Genomic DNA, 15961 nt, shown 5'->3' with positions numbered 1-15961 from the left:
AAATCAGCAGATTTCCAGCTAACAGCTACGATTTTGCTACTCTAAAATAGTAAACCTAATGGTGGGGCAGGTCAGTAGATTCAGCAGGGATTTTAAGAGGTTTCACAGAATAATCGGCGTTAACCCGAGGATCAGTATACATGCGCGATCTTAAATGAAAACAGGAATGATGTAGTTCAAGTTCTATCTGATAAAACAGACCGTTTTCGAATTCAAAAGTTCGCTGTATTTTAGGGACTTATTGAGATACACTCATGAAGTAGGACGCGCCCCGTTAGTGTAAACTTGCATCATGCTGGAGATTTTTTGCTTGATCAGATCGCGAAATGAGCGGGGGGAAAGGACTTCAGCTTGATCGCCGAAACTCAAGGCCCAGTCGGAAATCCGTTCGAGGCTGTCGACCTCAGCACGGAATTCAATCGAGCCCCCCTTCAGTTTCTTGATTTCCTGTGATTGATCCCAACACATCTGAGAGACCGTTTCCGCAACACTGCTTTTGAAACGAATTTTGACAGGGATGGTTTTACGAGATTGACGGGCTGGATCCCATGAGGGGGTCAGATATCGGTCCAGGTTAAAGCGGGACGGTTTCTTGAATGATTCCTCCAGGATTTCCGATTTCAGAATTTTCAACAGTGGAAACACTTTAATTCCGCGATCCAGCGAAGACCGCCCCACAACAAACCACTCATGATTCGAATACAAAATATGATACGGGCTGAGCATTGTAGAAAGCGTTTTCTTTTCTTTGCCGCCAGCATAGTGAATTCGGACGTTCTTCTTTTCGATGGTCGCTTTAAGCAGATTTTTGTAATGAATTCCGCTACGCATGGTCGGATTGAACGGAGGAAACCAGATCGAAATCGACTGGGCGGCATCGATCACATTTTCCCGTAAAGAGTCGGGTAAACTGTTTAGAACTTTGGTTGACGCCGACCGAGCGAAACGATGCACGGGGAGCCCGACGATTGCTTTATCGAGATCCTGACATAAAACAAGCAAGGCGAGTACTTCTTCAAAGGTCAGATCTTTGAAGGGAACGATGGTTCTCCAGGGGAGCGTATAGCCCTGTTTCTCTTCGTCATACAGAACGTAGATTCCGGATTCCTGGAGAGTTCTCAGGTCCCGAAACACGGTCCTGCGGCTGACTTCGCATTCGCTCGCAAGTTGTGCAGAATTGTAAACTCGTCCCGACTGTAGCAGCGCAATCAGTTTCAAGAGACGATGGATTCGTCCAGCCACCATTAATTAACTTTTGAATGCTTTCCACAGGCCTGGTCAGTGGCGGGTTTTCAAACCCGTATCCTCAAGTTGGATCGTTTCTCAGAGAATTCGTAAAAATCAACGTTTCGGAACTCTAATGAAACCAGCCAACTGTTGTATTCAACAATCGATGGAGATGGGCATCGATACAAGTGCAAGGCAAGTGAAAAAAGCGGCTGCGGTATTCCACTCACATCATTCGTCTAAATCTAGCATGTACTTATGGAAAAAAGTACTGGAAATTTGAAATGACGTTTCAAAAAAAGCCAATGCTCGATTTTTTAACCTGAGCAGATTGTATCATTGCGACAATCTGAATAATCCCACCTGCCTTCAAGTCGACGAATATGACGTGATTATTAGTCGACAAAGCTCCTGGCAGGTCGGAATTCAAGCTCCAGATTGTCCGCTGTCTCAGAGATCGGTAATTCATCCTGCTGAGCGGAAACCTGTCTGATATCAAAGGCAGGCTCTTCTCCCTTGGCATCAAGCACGACTTTGACAGCTGTATCGATGCTTGTGTCAGCAAATGGATTTCTGCTTTCAGGAGTAGAGATCTCCAACCGCGCTGCTGGTTCAGCGGGGGCAGCTGGTACCGGTGGTGCGTAATCCGGACTCATCTCTGGTTCGGGTACAGGTAGAATATCCGGTGTCAGACCATCCTGTTCCGATGAGTACGATGCGTCCCCATTTCTAGGCATGACACCAACCTCGCCAATGTAACCTTCCGCCACAAAGGGCTCGGGTTTGCTACGCAGTTTGTGGGCATCGATACCATGAGTTCTTGCCCAGGCACGTCGGAGGGCCTGTTGATAAGCCACTGGATTCCATTCGCCTTCCATTAAGTGGACGTTGTTGTGTTTCAGCAAAGTCCCTTTCCATTTGTGGAGGTTCTTAATCGCGACATTATAAGCCACCAGAGAGCGATAGTATTCGGTCTCGGCTGCAGCCAGACTGGATTGAGCACGCAACAGGGTATCAAGAGTTGTCGTACCCGCTTGAACTTCTGCATCAAACAGCTCGACTCGTCTACGAGCTGCACGCCAACGATTGAAGTTGGATTGTGCTGTCGCGTAGTTCTTGGTCAGATCCTGAAATGTGATTGCCAGTTCCTGGCTGACATCCATTTCCTGCGCCTGCAACACAGCTCGCGCTTTCGACAAGCGAAACTCCAGGTTTTCGACCTGAGCATGTGCAGACCGGAAGCCTAACGGCATGCTGAATTCGAACCCGAGCGTCCAACTATCCTGATCGTTTTGCATCAGTGTTCCATAAGCGCTATGCAATCCCTGAGCGGTAATCCCATCGTTATTTCTCTGACTTAGCAGTTTATCGCCGAACGCATTCACCTGATAACTGGAAACCAGGTCCAGTCGCGGCTTGGTCAGGCTGGTTGCTGCCAGACGTTGAAATTCGAGACTTTTGATATTCCATTTCTGCTTACGGAGTTCGACACGGTGTACCAGCGCTTCCGTCAGGCACATGCTCCAGTCAGGAGTAAACTCGGCTGCAATCGGATCATCAATCGGTCGGATGATTTTCCCATCATTCACCGGTAAACCGACCAGTCGGCGGAATCGGCTTTCTGCCGTGTATATATCGCTGCGTGTGGCCTGGACTAACGATTGTGTTTCAAATAGACGGTCTTTCGCCTGGGCTTCGTCGGCTGGTTTGAAGTTACGAGTACCACCGGCTTCCAGTTTGGCATGTGCTTCCCGCCAACTGCGTAATGCAGAATTACGAGCGACAACCTGGGTATCGTACAGGCGGTAAGCCAGGTACAACTGCCAATAACTTTCTTCGATGTCCGAAATCAGATTTCGCACGTTTTTCTCAAAGTCAGCCAGCACGAGGTCGTTGTTGATGCGAGCAATCACAACCCCCTGGCTCACACCGGTAATTCCAGTAAAACCAGAACCGATCGGGCCGGCAATTCGCGTGTATTCGACTCCGGCTCCTGCCAGGAATGGCTGACGATAAGACAGCCCCGTGTTGCCGGCATAGTTGGAAGGAAATAACTGACTGGTTGAATTGCTGCCCGTGTAATTCCAGTTATGCGAAACAGCAAATTGCCCACCGTTGGCAAACGTTTTGGAAAGTCCAGATTGAAACTGTCCCGTTTCCTGAGTCAAAGTACCGCCGGGAATACCGCCGAAAAACGGGCTGTTCTGGACCTGTTCCGAGCGGCCCCAGAGCATGTTCGTCGTAAACGTAGTATCAAAAGCAGACAGCGCCGCTTCAACACCGCGAGATCCACCCAACAGTACGTTGGTTTCCTGAATCGACGGGTCAAAAATACTAGGCGTTCCGTCCGGATTATTTAATAAGGAGTTTCCGTTTGTCCCCAGCGTTCCGGAAACACGAATCACTTCGCTGTTGGCCAGACCCAGATGGATCGCATCCATCAACGGTAAGTCCCAGATTTCATCCTGAGAGCGGTCTGCCAGCGTCCGTGGCTTTCCAGAGAACGTAATCTCTTCCGGGGTTTCTTCATAAACTGCCGGATATTCTATCTTAGTGGCAACATCTTCATAATATTGAAGCTCTTTATCACCCAGGTAATGCAGGTCTGTATCTGTGCCCAGTCCATGACAACCGACAAGTTGGCTGGTAATTAAGCATCCACAGAAAAATTGGTGTAACTTCTGACGAAGGTTCATGTATCCATCCTTAAAGACATGAACGTCGATTATGGTTACAAAGCGTATTTTCATAACCACTTAGGGTTCATAATCGATAGTACTTTCAGGGAGAATTCACCAATGCTCGGAGACAGTCAGGGTTAGACTATGCACCTGGATGCGCACAGCAATCTGCCTGTTTGGTAAAATCACTACATTCGGTATCGGCGATTCAATCGTTACATCTTGACTTTTTTGACGATTGGTCAAAATTCAATCGATTTTGAGTGTCTGGCCCGAATTCCGTGTAGGGTTTTCCCAGTAGTTTCTTGACCAGAATGAGTTCGCCAGCGTCGTTTTGCTCAATGAAATGACCCAGAAACTGCAGGAGATAACCGGCTACAAATGCGATTCCGGCATAAATCCACTCTCCCGCCAGCCCAAATCCGATCAATCCGCCAAAAGTCAGGGGAACCCCGATCAAATGCAGGAGCTGATTGGCTCGATTTTCATGGCGGAGGAGGTAATTGTGCATAAATCGCTGGATCATTGGATTCCCTGATCGACTCGAAAAGTAAGCGACAGCCATCGCGTATAGTTGAAAAGCCAATTCTGTTTTGATACGGTCACTGCTTGCCTGTGAACTACATAATTAGTATCCACCAGTATGGCCTTTGGTTTCAAGAGTCAGCAGGCGAAACGCATTATGTTCATGCACTTGAGATCCTGGTCGCATTCCCCTTTTGTCAGAAGTATTTGAGGAAACGATGTATAAAGTCACATTAATTCCCGGAGATGGAGTTGGTCCGGAAATCGCCGAGGCTACAAGAAAATGTGTTGATGCGACAGGTGTCAAAATCGACTGGGATGTCCAGGAATGTGGAATCGAAGTCATTGAAGCCGAAGGCGGTGTACCCGATCGCGTCATGGAATCGATTCGCGCCAACAAAGTGGCTTTGAAAGCTCCGATCACCACACCGATCGGAAAAGGCTTCCGCAGTGTGAATGTCTTTCTGCGACAGGAACTCGGCCTCTATGCCTGTGTTCGTCCCTGTAAAACTTACAAAGGCGTGCGGACTTACTTCTCCGAATCCAACGTCGACCTCGTCGTTGTTCGCGAAAATACTGAAGACCTCTATGCCGGTGTCGAATTCCAGGCCGGTGAAAAGAATACCGCGGCTTTGATCGAAAAGATCAACGAATTCGCGACCGGTAAAAAGATCAACACCCCCCTCGACGAGACCGGCATCAGCATCAAGCCCATGTCCTATCAGGGAACCCGCGATATCTGCAACTATGCATTCAAATACGCGGTCGACAACAAACGCAAAGCAGTCACGTCGATCTGCAAAGCCAACATCATGAAGTTCACCGACGGTCTGTGGTACGATGAAACCCGCGCCGTCGCACAAGCCTATGGCGCCAAATTCGAATGGGCAGACCTCGCTGAAGGTGTTGCCCCAGATGCGAAACTGGCAGGCAACGTTCCCGACTGTGGCGGCAGCATTGAATACAATGAGCGTCTGATTGACAACATGTGCATGCAGCTGGTTCAAAAGCCCGAGCTGTACGACGTGCTTGTCACTTCCAACCTCTATGGCGACATCCTCAGTGACCTCTGTGCCGGTCTGGTCGGTGGTCTGGGTGTGGCTCCCGGTTCCAACATCGGACCCGAGTCGGCTATCTTCGAAGCAACTCACGGTTCTGCTCCCAAATACAAAGGACAGAATAAAGTGAATCCGGTCGCTTTGATTCTGTCTGGTAAAATGATGCTGGACTACCTCGGCGAACACGACGCTGCTGCTAAACTGGATCAGGCAGTCGCCGACGTCATCGCCGAAGGCAAAGACGTCACCTACGATCTGAAAGACGATCGCAACGATCCCACCGCCGTCGGAACTCAGGAAATGGCAGAAGCCATCTGCAAAAAGATGCAATAATTTCTGAGCGACAACTAAAATGGTAATTCAACGATGCAGAGCAAACTTCAGGCTCTGCATCGTTTTTTATTGATATCAGCAAAACTGGCTCCTGAAAAAAATGGACTTGACGGCAACCCGCCATTCTGAAAACTGATGCGTCTTTAGCGTCGCGTGCGAGAACACCACAGATCCACCTGAATCGCCAGAACCGCTAAGAAAATCAGCACCACAAAACTCCCTCGTTTCAGCACGATTTTCAAAACCTCTGCTCATGCGACCCCCGTTTATCGCAACGCTTCGCAGCCGTTTGATAAAAGTTCGTATGCACTTCATAAAACTTCATTTCTGTTCAATTGACGTATGCAAAACCAGTTCATCACAATCTCTTGACACTCCCACGCCGTTAACCAAAATCAGCAAAATACCAAAAATCATCGTAGGGGCAGGTCTATGTGCCTGCCCGCCAGTGACAGCCATCCATCCCCATAACCATTCGACTATTTCTAAACCAATCCCACCCTGAGCGGCAAAACGCCAGCTGCCGTTTCTTCAACAACAGGGTTCCAACACCAATTCTACAAAATCGTCTTTGCCTCTCAGAGATGAAAACTGGTAAGATGATTGGATGAGCAGTTCGACATAGCGACTGAACTAATCCGAGGCACGCCGATGAAACCCTTCAACCAAAAACGAGGACGAATGCAATGGGCATGGATCGCAGGCATCCTGGTGCTTGTATGTGCGTATCTGCTGACCAAAGACAACCAGCGTCCCTTGTCAGTGGTTGAACAACAACTGGTAGGTGAATGGATCGGCACACCTCCGGGGCTCTCGCGAATTTTCAAATCGGATCGAACCTTCCTGACGTCCAACGGTCAGTTTGCAGGCGTCTGGCGCATTGAGGAGGGAGTCTTAAAGGTCACCGCCTGGGAACCGTATGAGCTCCCCCGCTCTCTCAGTCTCACTAGTCTCAGACTGTCTTATGACTCAATGCTGCGATCTCGTAAAAAAGAAATCTACAAGTGGAAGATTGAATTTCCCGACAACGGTAATCAGCACACGCTCAGTCATCCGGTCGACAAATTGCACCCCGACGGAAAATGGCTCTGGACTCGGCAAGCAGACAAATAAAATAGCGCTCGACCAGAATTTCACATCAATTCATATCAACATTTCCACCATGAGCGGGTCGGCGCTAGCCGCCGGTATTGAGTTGGGGCGTTGTTTCAAAACCGGTGGCTAGCACCATTCCGCTCACAAGAACAACAACCGATAAACCGTTCGTGAAATTCGTGTTAGTAAAAGACAGAGAGATCGACGAATTCCATTTTTTGATACAGTAAACACATCCAATCATTCAGTTTCACCGAAACCAAATTCGAAATAACGTGTTCAATCATTATCCTCAATCACAAAAGGTCCGCGCTCACATGATCATCGTTTCCATTCTAAACCCGTGCGGCTCACTGAAAAGGACTCAATATGAAAACGCTGCCCCTCTGTCTGGTATTGAGCGTCTCTGTTCTGATTTCAGGAATCAGTTCCGCACAGGCAGACAAGTATAACCCGCTGGAAAAACAGAAAAGCCGCCTGCCGGAACCAATTGACATCACGATTCAGGACTCAAGCCGCCAGCGCGACATTCCTCTGCGGATTTATCTGCCAGCACAAAAACAGCCAGCGCCTGTTGTCTTATTCAGTCATGGACTGGGAGGAGCACGCACCGGCTCTCAATATCTGGGCAAACACTGGGCGTCCCACGGTTATGCTGTCGTCTATCTTCAGCATCACGGCAGTGATGAAACGATCTGGAAAGACGTGGCACTGGGGAAACGCCTCAAAGCATTAAAAGGAGCCGCATCGCTGCAAAACAGTCTCGACCGTTATCAGGATGTGCCAGCCGTTCTGGATCAGCTCACTGAATGGAATGCCGACACGAAACCTCGTTTCCATCAACGGTTTGATCTGAAACGCATCGGCATGTCGGGGCACTCCTTCGGTGCCGTCACGACACAGGGAGTCAGCGGCCAGTCATGGCGACTCATCGGCAAGCGATACACCGATCCTCGCATCAAAGCCGCCATCATGTTCAGCCCCAGCGTGCAAGGCAGGGCCAATCCCGAACAGTCGTTCGGTCAGGTCTCCCTTCCCTGGCTACTGTTGACCGGCACCAAAGACACGTCTCCCATCAACGACACCTCGGTGGAAGACCGTCGCAAAGTTTATCAGGGGCTACCGGACACCATCGATAAATACGAACTCGTTCTGTTCGACGCACAACACTCCGCATTTTCCGACGGCAGACAGCGCCTGGGAATGCCTCCCCGCAATCCTCAGCACCATCCGATCATTCTCGCCGTCACCACCGCCTTCTGGGACACCTACCTGAAACAAAATCAGGACGCCCGCCAATGGCTCCAGGGCAAACCCTGCCGCCAACTCCTCGCCCCCGAGGACGAATGGCAGTTTCAAAAAGCGAAGTAAATTTCCTCAGGCAAAGAAGATTGCACCCTCCTACCCTGAGCGGAATGGCGCTAGCCACCGGTTTTGAACCAACGCTCCAACTCAAAACCGGCGGCTAGCGCCGACCCGCTCACAAGAACGATGCCCGAGAATTCACTCGTGAATTCCGCGGTAGAAAAATCGACTACTTGAATTACGTTCCCAATTCGAAATCAAGCTCTCGTGTGCCACTGTCGGCTGGCCCGACAGTGCAGCTTCAATACCTAATGAATCCCTACCCTGAGCACTATTCCGCACACAACGACAACGCCCAAAAACACAAGATTCTTTTTAGTTTTCTTCGTCCTGATCTTTTTCCCTCGACTGAGTCGTTAACCAGAGGGGCACATGCAGGTCCCAGTAGATCGCGGCGCTGCGCAGGACTAAAATGAAGAGCGAACAGGTAATTCCGAATTCGACAGGATACGCGGGGAGCCAGCTCAGGCCGACGACATACAGCACGCAGCCGCAGGTGACCGGGATGGCATAGAGTTCGCGGCGCATCAACAGTGTTGGTTGACCGGCGAGGACGTCGCGCAACAGGCCGCCGCCGATTGCCGTCAGCACGCCCATCAGGATCGGCGCGAGGGGCATGCCGAACTCGATCCACATCACTTTTTGCGCTGCCTGGATCGCAAACATGGAAAGACCCAGCGCGTCGAGGTACAGCATCGTGCGATAGATCTCCTTGCGTGTCAGCAGGCGCTCGGTGAGAAAGGCCACAAAACTGGCCGCCAGCGCGACCCAGATATAGTTAAGGTCAGCCGCCCAGAAGACGGGGACTCCCAGGATCAAGTCGCGAATCGTGCCGCCCCCGATGGCCGTGATCAAACCCAGCACGCACGCGCCGAACAAATCAATGCCCCGCGGCGTCACCGCCAGCACCCCGGTTACCGCAAAAGCGACCGTGCCCACCATCCCCAGCAGATATTGTAAGGTTGCTACGTCCATCGTTGCTGCATCATTCAGAAGTTAGTTTTTATCTGTCGCCACGAAAACGATCCCCGAGGCGACAGCTTCTATTCTAAGGCGAGCCATATAACATACGAGCCTGCGAGCGGCGATTCCCGGAAAATAGTCAGGTGGCGTAAGGAAAAACGAGTGATCGTTGTATCACCAGCCCGATCAGGTTTCGAATGGTTTCTGCATACTGGTTTTGTGAGCGGGTCGGCGCGAGCCACCGTTTTTGAACCAGCGACCCCAACACACAAACGGCGCCAGGCGCCGTGCCGCTCACTTTGTGGTAGGGGTCGACCCATGTGTCGACCCGCAGTATCGACGTGGTTTGTGTGGCATGGTTCGATGTTTTTTTCCGGTTCCATTTGAAGTCTGAAATCGGATCGCACATCACCAGGCGGGCGGACACATGGGTCCGCCCCTACAAATTGGTCTCGAAATAACAGAACAATTTCGAACGGTTTCTGCATACTGGTTTTGTGAGCGGAATGCCGCTAGCCACCGTTTTTGAACCAGCATTCCCAACACACAAACGGCGGCTAGCGCCGACCCGCTCACTTTGTGGTAGGGGTCGACCCATGTATCGACCCGCAGTATCGACGTGGTTTGTGTGGCATGGTTCGATGTTTTTTTCCGGTTCCATTTGAAGTCTGAAATGGGATCGCACATCACCAGGCGGGCGGACACATGGGTCCCGCCCCTACAAATTGGTCTCGAAATAACAGAACAATTTCGAACGGTTTCTGCATACTGGTTTTGTGAGCGGAATGGCGCTAGCCACCGTTTTTGAACCAGCATTCCCAACACACAAACGGCGGCTAGCGCCGACCCGCTCACTTTGAAATGAGTCCGGTCCTTCAGAGCGAGAGTTCCTGAATTCCGTCCATCGGGATCTCCACGCCGACTCCAAACGGGGCCGCGTTGATAGTCGTCAGATCCAGTTCGCCGCCGGTGATGTTGACGCGGGCGAAGCCATCGTCCATCGTTGTGTACAAGTCGCCGTGCTGCTGCAGCATCAATTGGCTGATCTCCTGCGGGAACGGGGTCAGGCCGTTGAAGTAGTGGTGGCCGTTGCGTTCGACCGAGGTGTTGCCGAGTGCCGCCTGCGCCGCCAGGTCTTGCAGTAAGGCGACGGGGCCGATATTCACCAGATCTTCGCCGCTCATCTGATAGCGGCTCGTCTTTTCCGTCGCATTACGATAGTTGATCAGACAGCGATGGGCGGCCGCTTTCATGATGCCTTTGCAGTTTTTGTGGCTCGTGCCCGCGTAACCCAGTTTGAGTGCCTGGGCCAGCGCACCGAGCGTGGCGTCGGATTCATCAATGATCACGGGGGGACCGTTTTTCCAGTCGGCAATGTTTGCGATCGCAGGATCGAGGGCCACATCGCGATACAGGGGTTGTTCGATGAAGATCAGTTGTTTAAAGAATTCTTTCAACAACGGGTCAGCCTGAATGCGGTCCCAGAGTTCGACGAAGCGGGGGAACTCGCGATACTGCTCGTTGCCGTCCAGCGTGAAACCAAACCGGGTGCCGCAATGTTGGGTGATGACGCGGGCGACGGCCCGCAGCCGTTCCAGATCCCGTTCGACGTCCCCCTGTGCTTTCAGCTTGAAGTGATACAGTCCGTAACAGCGAATGCAGTCTTCCAGCGTTTGCGGCAGCCCATCGTCGATGCGGTTTTCGGGCGTCAGGTCGGCCGCCGTCAGCGGATCGGAGAGTCCCACCGTATGCCGAGCGATGATCTTGGATAAAGGCCGCGCGGGCAGAAATTCGTCCGGCGTGTGTCCTGCCAGTTCGGGGTGAATCGCCGCCAGATCGAGGCCGACGCGGTTCTCCCGCAGCAGCGTTGCCAGCGAACAACCCTCGGCTCGCGCCAGTGCATCGAGCAACGTCCGCTCGACCATACTGACGCCAAACTGCGCGAGCAGCGACGGAAACCCCTCTTCCGCGGCCCATTTCACCTGGGCCTGATACACCTGTTGCCAGAATTCAAACGCCGACGCAGCCGAGACCTCCCGCGCAAACCCGACGGCCCGCCGAATGACGAGCAGCATCTCGTCGATCTCCTGCGCGGCCTCTTTCTCAGGCGACTTATCAAACCACTTCGGCAGCAGCCCGTCCGCCGCGATGCCGGTAACAACCGTGCCATCAATGTCAAACCGACACCGCAAGAACACATGCGGCGCCGCCGTCATCACCGCAATCCCAAACCGAAACGGCATCCGCGTTTGAGTTTCCGTCCGATGCAGCGTGGCGTCGATCAGTTTAATCGCAGTCGTCATAAAGCGCGTCTTTCTAGGTTAATTAAAAGCAGGTTTGTCTGGGACGCATTATGACATATTGGTGTTAGAAATTGCAAAAGTGCGCAATGCCTGCAAATTGATCACTCTCAGTAAATCCTGTATTGAAAAATGTGGGTCTTAACATCGACTTCATATCAAAGGGTATGCAAGTACAGTTTGAGTCGGTAGATTACAGATAAACCTGCGGACTGAATTCGGATATCGGTCCAAGGTAGATATTCAAAAAAACTAAGCATTAGAGTTAGAAAACATGAATAAAAGCACGGTTCAATTATTTAATGAATTTAGTGAAATCATTTCTTTAAAAGAGTCCCTGGCCAAAATATATCCTCCCACGAGGTCCTTAACTGAGACGAGACGTATTCGCTGGGGGTTTGCAGACTTTGTACCTGATATTCAAGAATGGCTCGAAAACGAAGCGTTTGTTCCAATAGGATTATTTAAAACAGCTCCCGTCAGACCTCGGGTAACAAACACTCCCGATTATTATTGCTCTGCCTACTACCATCCGCAGGAACGAATTGAAGCCCTGATCTATAAATGGGTAGGTACAGCAGGATTTGAATTCGTACGTTATAACGTGGATTCAACCATCACAATCGCGACCACAGATATGCGAATGCTGACACCTGTGATCACACCTGATTTTTATCAACGAGTAGGTCCAGCTGCAAATCCCGTAGGACCAGATACAGATCTCGAGTTGATTCAAACGATGGATGACTTCTGGGCAGATGCCCGGGTAATGCTGGCGTCGCTGCGTGCAGAACCCATTCCTGAATGTGGATGTCTGGAACTGGATTCGGACGGATTTTTACAACGTTTTGAGGAACGTTATGCACGCCTGATGAAAGAAGTGGATCAGAAAATCGAGGCGTTTCTCGAATCAACAAAACCAGTTGGTAAACGTTATTGTTTATTCGACTTTATTCCTCAAGAACCTATAGAAAAAGCCACAAGGAGCAGTATTAACAGAATTAAAGAGTACGAATATCGCAAAACATCTACCGCATTACTCATTAGTAAAATCAACAGACTGGTTGAGATCTTGTGTTGCAAGCACTTGGAATTTCCTAGAGCCGTTACTCCCGAACGATATATGCAACAGGGAGTCGATGCAACACGGGATTATTTTTTTGGCAATTGGTGGCAGGAAGGTGAACTCTATCCAGGGTTGAGTGAGTCTGAGAAAAACAGAGAATTATCATGGTTCGAACCGTTCCTTTATGGCATGCTGTTCATGGCTCTCTTAGAGCAATGGCAAAATGTGGCGAAGCTTTGTTCCTGGCTCACATCAGATTACGAAATTGAAGATACCGATACAGAAGAAAAAGAGGTGCTGCTTGTTTTCAAATTAGTGGCATCCAGCCTGGCTCCCGAACCGATTTGTGAAGCAGACGACGTGAGAGCGGTCATCAAAAAATGCCGGCTGAAGAGGCCGAAGCTGTTGTTAAAAATCTGGGATGCCATTGAAACGCATGATCAAGAAGAGTTTGAACATGCGATGGAGGAGTCTCTGACTCTCTACTTTGAATCGGTTGATCCCTACATCAAAAAAGGACATTTCAAATTCTGTGTCGCGAAATTTCAGACGGTTTTATGCCTGATCGCTCTGAAGAAAGGTCTCGAATTTCCAACGTTACCTGAAAAGTTAGCGGCTGCTCTGGTTATAAGAGAAACACTCGGGCTTGAGCAGGGCGTCTGACTTTATCACAAAGGGTTTTTTTATGAGTTACAGCCTGGTCGTTTATCTTGTCGATCAGAATCAAATCAGCCGTGTTGTTAATTCCAAAGATTCTGATTTATTCAATGAACTGAAAGAACATTTTTTAGATGAACATGATGAGGATGAATGGGAAGAAGAAGATTTTAATGTAAAAACAGGCTTAGAGCATCTGGTATCTGGGGCCCCGATCAGTGAAGAGGATCGGCATATGGTAGGATATGGATTGGAATATCTCTGTCAATTTGTCGGCGGCGAAACGATGGATACAGACAGATTCGCATCAGTTCATTATGATTTTCTGGAAAAAGTAAAGTACGTTTTACCACTCGTAAATCGTGGTGCCCCAATTCCCACGATCTCTTTGGGAGATGATTTCCCCTACATTGGATATCTTACTCGCGATGAATGTAAGAAACTAAGCGTAGAGACAGAAGAGTTGGAACACCCTGATCAAGGGATTTTATTGGCCCAAAATGACTTCTTCAAATGGGTCGATGCAGCAGCGAGTGAAAATAAAGACCTGATCGGTTTTTATTATTAAAACTCTGTATATGTCTTTTTGGCAATCTGCGTATATCTTCCGGTTTCATTTCCCTATTCGTATCGATAATTCCATCGATCAGAATCTAGATCGTCTCTAAATCTCGCAGCCAGCTCTTCGTCTTGAATCTCAATGACAACGGTTTCTCCGCTGTTGTATTTTGGAACTAATGACGTAACAGCTTCTGCAAGTGACATAACTTTGTAAGAGACCAGGAAATTAACGATCCGGACAATACTAACATTTTCTATGTCATAGGTAATATAAAACTTAGCCATCAAAGTTACTTTCCAGACTGAGCAGGATCGACTTCAGAAATATTTCATTTTAAATGCAAGGCTGATTCAAGTAATGAATCACAGGCGTCAGGTCTGATTTAGGCGCTGATCCGGCACAATAGAGTAAGCCAATGGTTTATTGACATTCTAGAATGACCAGTTGTTCGGATGCGATATACATTTTCTCCCACTCAGAATTCCACCAGAAAATCCCGCACCTCCCCCAAAAACGGGTGGAGACATGTCAAAGTTTTGATACGATAGAGGGCAGAGTCTCGCCTTGAATTGTCCCACCATAGGAGTCTGCCCCTCATGTCTGATGCTTTCCTTCCGCAGCGTTTGTCTGATTCTCTGTCCCGCCGTGATGTTTTGAAACTGGGAGCCGCCGCGATGGCTGGGTCTGCTGGTTTGAACTGGCTGCAATCGGATCTCGGTGCCGCGGAAACGAAACGGCCTAAAGTGGCGGCCATCTATACGCAGTTTTTTTATTGTTCGCACGCGTATCATATTCTGCATCCCTTCCTGGGTCCGTATCTGTTTAATGGCAAGATTCAGCAGCCGCAGTGTGATGTGCTCTCGTTTTATGGCGATCAGTTTACCGACCGCGATCTCTCGCGGGGCGTTGCCCAAAAGTATGACATTCCTATTTATAAAACAATCCGCGAAGCGCTCTGCGTAGGCGGCGATGAACTGGCCGTCGATGCCGTCCTGTCGATTGGCGAGCACGGCGATTATCCCGATACGAAATTCGGGCAGACCAAGTATCCCCGCAAACGGTTCTTTGATGAAATCGTGAAGGTCATGAAACAGTCGGACCGCTTCGTGCCTCTGTTCAGCGACAAGCACTATTCCTATCGCTGGGACTGGGCGCGGGAGATGTATGATACGTCGCGGAAGTATGAGTTCCCGATGATGGTCGGCAGTTCGGTGCCTTTAGCACAGCGCACGATTCCGCTGGAGATTCCCGAGGGGACGGAACTGGAAGACGCCGTCTCCATTCATGGCGGGCCGATCGAGAAGTATGACATTCACGGGCTCGAAGTGCTGCAGTCGATGGTCGAATTTCGCAAAGGGGGGGAGACCGGCATTTCGTCCGTCCAGTTTTTGAAAGGGGACGACCTGATCAAAGCGGGTAAAGAGGGGCGCTGGTCGATGAAGCTGGCGGAAGCCGCCATGCAGGCCGAACTGGGGAATGCGAAACGGGGGCTCTTTGATCCGATTGGCAAGGAAGGTAAATCAGAGCCGCACGGCATTCTGCTGGAATACAAAGACGGCTTCCGGGCGACGATGCTCAAGATCGGTTCCAACGGCGTACGCTGGAATTTCGCCTGTCAGGTCAAAGGGGAACCGCAGCCGAAAGCGACGACCTTCTTCCCCGGCCCGTGGGGGAACCGCAATCTGTTCCGCGCCTTTGCGCATGCGATTCAACATCTGTTTGTCCACAAGGAAGAACCCTATCCCTGTGAACGGACTTTGTTGATGACGGGGGCCTTGGATGCCGCCATGCATTCATACTTTGAAAAAGGCTCGGCGAAAATGAAGACGCCCGAACTGGAGTTCTCCTATCAGCCGAAAAACTTTAATCGGTTTCGGGAAATGGGTGAGTCCTGGAAGGTGATCACGGCGGAGATGCCGCTACCGAAAGATTTTGTGGAAGCCGACCCGGAACCAAAATAACCGACGACTTTTTCACGCTTTTCATGGTATGTGCAGCCGGAAACGGGTTGTGTCGCAATTTCATGACGCGGGTTCCTTGCAGGAAACTGGTCAATTCAGGATATTGAGGACAAAATGGTTCTTTTATCTTCGAATTTATGATCCTGCCAGAGAGTTAGTGTCCCCAAG

General features: G+C 50.1%; 12 protein-coding genes. 6 read left to right on the top strand and 6 right to left on the bottom strand.

Annotation, left to right across the window (positions count from 1 at the left end; all coding sequences use genetic code 11):
- Positions 1 to 252: 252 nt before the first annotated feature.
- The 3 genes from Pan241w_RS28920 to Pan241w_RS28910 all read right to left on the bottom strand — a co-directional run bounded on the left by Pan241w_RS28920 (position 253) and on the right by Pan241w_RS28910 (position 4434).
- Positions 253 to 1245 carry a helix-turn-helix transcriptional regulator gene (locus Pan241w_RS28920; RefSeq protein WP_145222993.1) on the bottom strand — a complete coding sequence of 331 codons (993 nt, stop codon included), beginning with the start codon at positions 1243 to 1245 and terminating at the stop codon, positions 253 to 255.
- 377 nt (positions 1246 to 1622) lie between these two features.
- On the bottom strand, positions 1623 to 3923 hold the full coding sequence (locus Pan241w_RS28915) for a TolC family protein (RefSeq protein ID WP_198000227.1): 2301 nt from the start codon (positions 3921 to 3923) through the stop codon (positions 1623 to 1625).
- 193 nt (positions 3924 to 4116) lie between these two features.
- Positions 4117 to 4434, bottom strand: coding sequence for a DUF962 domain-containing protein (locus Pan241w_RS28910; protein WP_198000226.1), 318 nt, complete (start codon positions 4432 to 4434; stop codon positions 4117 to 4119).
- Positions 4435 to 4651: 217 nt separating this feature from the next.
- Here Pan241w_RS28910 and Pan241w_RS28905 point away from each other — a divergent pair, with 217 nt between their 5' ends.
- The 3 genes from Pan241w_RS28905 to Pan241w_RS28895 all read left to right on the top strand — a co-directional run bounded on the left by Pan241w_RS28905 (position 4652) and on the right by Pan241w_RS28895 (position 8290).
- A complete protein-coding gene (locus Pan241w_RS28905; RefSeq protein ID WP_145222987.1) occupies positions 4652 to 5824 on the top strand; it encodes an isocitrate/isopropylmalate dehydrogenase family protein in 1173 nt (390 codons plus the stop codon).
- Between the two features lie 651 nt (positions 5825 to 6475).
- The gene (locus Pan241w_RS28900) at positions 6476 to 6937 is read left to right on the top strand and encodes a hypothetical protein (RefSeq protein ID WP_145222986.1); all 462 of its coding nucleotides are present in this window, start codon (positions 6476 to 6478) and stop codon (positions 6935 to 6937) included.
- Positions 6938 to 7288: 351 nt separating this feature from the next.
- On the top strand, positions 7289 to 8290 hold the full coding sequence (locus tag Pan241w_RS28895) for an alpha/beta hydrolase family protein (protein WP_145222984.1): 1002 nt from the start codon (positions 7289 to 7291) through the stop codon (positions 8288 to 8290).
- Between the two features lie 309 nt (positions 8291 to 8599).
- Here Pan241w_RS28895 and Pan241w_RS28890 read toward each other — a convergent pair whose 3' ends face one another.
- The 3 genes from Pan241w_RS28890 to Pan241w_RS28880 all read right to left on the bottom strand — a co-directional run bounded on the left by Pan241w_RS28890 (position 8600) and on the right by Pan241w_RS28880 (position 11550).
- Entirely contained in the window at positions 8600 to 9259 is a 660-nt protein-coding gene (locus Pan241w_RS28890) for a trimeric intracellular cation channel family protein (RefSeq protein ID WP_145222982.1), read from the bottom strand.
- Positions 9260 to 9386: 127 nt separating this feature from the next.
- Entirely contained in the window at positions 9387 to 9674 is a 288-nt protein-coding gene (locus tag Pan241w_RS28885) for a hypothetical protein (RefSeq protein WP_145222980.1), read from the bottom strand.
- 448 nt (positions 9675 to 10122) lie between these two features.
- Positions 10123 to 11550, bottom strand: a complete 1428-nt coding sequence (locus Pan241w_RS28880; protein WP_145222978.1) for an enolase C-terminal domain-like protein — start codon at positions 11548 to 11550, stop codon at positions 10123 to 10125.
- A gap of 271 nt (positions 11551 to 11821) precedes the next feature.
- Between Pan241w_RS28880 and Pan241w_RS28875 the strand changes: the two genes are divergently transcribed.
- From Pan241w_RS28875 to Pan241w_RS28865, 3 genes are all read left to right on the top strand, one after another.
- A complete protein-coding gene (locus Pan241w_RS28875; RefSeq protein WP_145222976.1) occupies positions 11822 to 13276 on the top strand; it encodes a hypothetical protein in 1455 nt (484 codons plus the stop codon).
- Between the two features lie 22 nt (positions 13277 to 13298).
- Entirely contained in the window at positions 13299 to 13838 is a 540-nt protein-coding gene (locus tag Pan241w_RS28870; RefSeq protein WP_145222974.1) for a DUF7691 family protein, read from the top strand.
- Positions 13839 to 14428: 590 nt separating this feature from the next.
- On the top strand, positions 14429 to 15793 hold the full coding sequence (locus Pan241w_RS28865) for a hypothetical protein (protein ID WP_145222972.1): 1365 nt from the start codon (positions 14429 to 14431) through the stop codon (positions 15791 to 15793).
- Positions 15794 to 15961 lie beyond the last annotated feature (168 nt).

It is taken from the genome of Gimesia alba (assembly GCF_007744675.1).
GTDB lineage: Bacteria > Planctomycetota > Planctomycetia > Planctomycetales > Planctomycetaceae > Gimesia > Gimesia alba.
Note: the sequence above shows the minus strand (reverse complement) of the source record. Positions and strands in the feature narration are given on the sequence as shown.